This window comes from Flavobacterium sp., from assembly GCF_039930565.1.
GTDB lineage: Bacteria > Bacteroidota > Bacteroidia > Flavobacteriales > Flavobacteriaceae > Flavobacterium.
Window position 1 is genome coordinate 1 of the sequence record NZ_JBDTTP010000149.1, and the last position, 2,919, is coordinate 2,919.

Annotated in this window: 1 protein-coding gene and 1 tRNA gene; both read right to left on the reverse strand. The window is 35.3% G+C overall.

Annotated features, from left to right (window positions below; genetic code table 11):
• Positions 1–129: 129 nt before the first annotated feature.
• Positions 130–202, reverse strand: a tRNA-Gly gene (locus tag ABI657_RS19145).
• 150 nt (positions 203–352) lie between these two features.
• On the reverse strand, positions 353–2,919 hold a 2,567-nt coding region (mutS, locus tag ABI657_RS19150), incomplete at its 5' end, for a DNA mismatch repair protein MutS (protein WP_348098867.1).

Sequence of the window (2,919 nt, forward strand, 5' to 3'; positions counted from 1 at the left end):
GTTCACTGGATTTTAAGTCCAGCGTGTCTACCAATTTCACCATCCGAGCATTATACTTTAAAATGTTTTTTAACTAATTTTTTAAAAAATTAATTAAACACAACACCATCCGAGCATTATATGGTTTTGAGCGAAAAACGGGGCTCGAACCCGCGACCTCGACCTTGGCAAGGTCGCGCTCTACCAACTGAGCTATTTTCGCGTTTCAAATTCTAATAAGAACTACAAATACTACTTGTTTCGTATTGCGAGTGCAAATTTAGGACATTTATTCAATTAAACAAGCCTTTTTTAAAAAAAATGACACTTAATTTTATAACTTTCTGATAACCTAAACTTTAAATCTGAAAAATTATTTCTTAAGCAGCATTCTTTTAATCTCATTAAGTTTCATTAAAGCTTCAACCGGGGTTATTGCATTTATATCAAGACTCATAATCTCTTCTTTTATTTGCTCCAACAACGGGTCATCCAAATTAAAGAAACTCATTTGCATTTCATCGTTTGCCGATTTAATTCCGTTTAATGCATCGCTTGAATGATTTTTTTCTAATTTCTTCAACAGTTTCTGCGCTTTTAAAATTACTGTTTGTGGCATTCCTGCCATTTTTGCAACATGAATTCCAAAACTGTGTGCACTTCCTCCTTTTATGAGTTTACGAACAAAAAGAACAGTATCCTTTAATTCTTTTACAGCTACATTATAATTTTGGATTCTTGGCAAAGATTCTGTCATTTCATTTAATTCATGATAATGCGTTGCGAATAATGTTTTTGCCCTTCCAGGATGTTCATGTAAAAATTCAGCAATGGCCCAGGCTATCGAAATTCCGTCATAAGTACTTGTACCGCGACCAATTTCATCCAGTAAAACCAAACTTCTGTCTGAAATATTATTTAAAATAGAAGCTGTTTCATTCATTTCTACCATAAAAGTAGATTCTCCCATCGAAATATTATCCGAAGCCCCTACTCTGGTGAAAATTTTATCTACAATTCCCATTCTCACACTATCTGCCGGGACAAAACTTCCCATTTGAGCCAATAATACAATTAAAGCTGTTTGTCTCAAAATAGCAGACTTACCAGACATGTTAGGACCCGTGATCATAATGATTTGTTGTGATTCCCTATCCAGATAAACATCATTAGCTATATAAGGCGTCCCAACAGGTAATTGTTTTTCGATTACAGGATGCCTTCCGTTTTTGATATCCAATTCAAAAGTTTCATCAATTTCAGGACAAACGTATTTATTTTCAACTGCTAATTGCGTAAACGAACACAAACAATCCAGCTGCGCTACTAAATTGGCATTCATTTGAACCGGCTTAATATAAGTTGCAATCCAGGCTACTAACTGTTCAAAAAGATCGGATTCAATTTTATGGATTTTTTCTTCAGCACCCAAAATCTTGGTTTCATATTCTTTTAATTCTTCCGTAATATAACGCTCTGCGTTTACCAAAGTCTGTTTGCGAATCCATTCTTCGGGGACTTTATCTTTATGCGTATTTCGGACTTCGATATAATATCCAAAAACATTATTAAAAGAAATTTTTAAAGAAGATATTCCTGTTTTTTCAGATTCTCTTTTTTCAATTCCTTCCAGGTATTCTTTTCCGGAAGTTGAAATAGCACGCAAATCATCAAGTTCTTCACTAATTCCTTTAGCAATCGCATTTCCTTTTGCAATCGCAACCGGCGCATCCTGATTTAAGGTTGTTTTGATTTTTTCCCTTAATAAATCACAGGCGTGCAAACTGTCTCCAATAATCTTTACCGCTTCCTGAGGACTTTGTAATGCCAAATTTTTAATTGGAATAATAGCATCTAACGATTCTTTCAGATAAACAATTTCACGAGGCGAAACTTTTCCGGCTGCTATTTTAGAAATCAGCCGTTCTAAATCTGAAATTTGCTTGATTTGATATTGAATATTATGCAGTACTTCAGGATTAGATTTCAAATACGAAACCACATCATGACGCCCCTTAATTTTATTGCTGTCTTTTAAAGGAAGTGCCAGCCAACGTTTTAATAAACGCCCTCCCATTGGCGAAAGCGTCCTGTCAATTACATCTAAAAGCGTTACTGCATTTGGATTATAGCTGTGGTACAACTCCAGGTTTCTAATCGTAAAACGATCCATCCAGACATAAGCATCTTCAGCAATACGCTGAATTGCCGTGATATGCTGTACCCTATTGTGCTGTGTTTCTGACAAATAATACAGAATCGCTCCTGAAGCAATGATTCCTTCGGATAATTCTTCGATTCCGAAACCTTTTAAGGAAACAGTTTGAAAATGTTTCGTAAGAGTTTCAACAGCATAATCTTCTTTATAAATCCAGTCTTCCAGATAAAAACTATGAAAATCATCTCCAAAAGCAGCTGCAAAATCGGCTTTACAAGTCTTTGGAACCAGCACCTCACTAGGATTAAAATTCTGTAATAATTTGTCTATATATTCTGCATTTCCCTGAGCCGTTAAAAACTCACCGGTGGAAACATCAAGAAAAGAAATGCCTATACTTTTATTAGCAAAATAAACAGAAGCTAAAAAGTTATTTGATTTAGATTGTAAAACCTCATCATTTAAAGAAACCCCCGGTGTTACAAGTTCTGTAACGCCACGTTTTACAATAGTTTTGGTCATTTTTGGATCTTCAAGCTGATCACAAATAGCAACCCGAAGTCCGGCTTTGACTAATTTTGGCAAATACGTATTGATAGAATGATGAGGGAAACCAGCCAAAGCTGTTTCAGTTTCAGAACCTGCACCTCTTTTGGTTAATGTAATTCCAAGGATTTTAGACGCTCTAACGGCATCTTCTCCAAAGGTTTCATAAAAATCACCAACTCTGAAAAGCAGACATGCATCAGGATATTTTCTCTTGATTTCGTTGTACTGTTTCA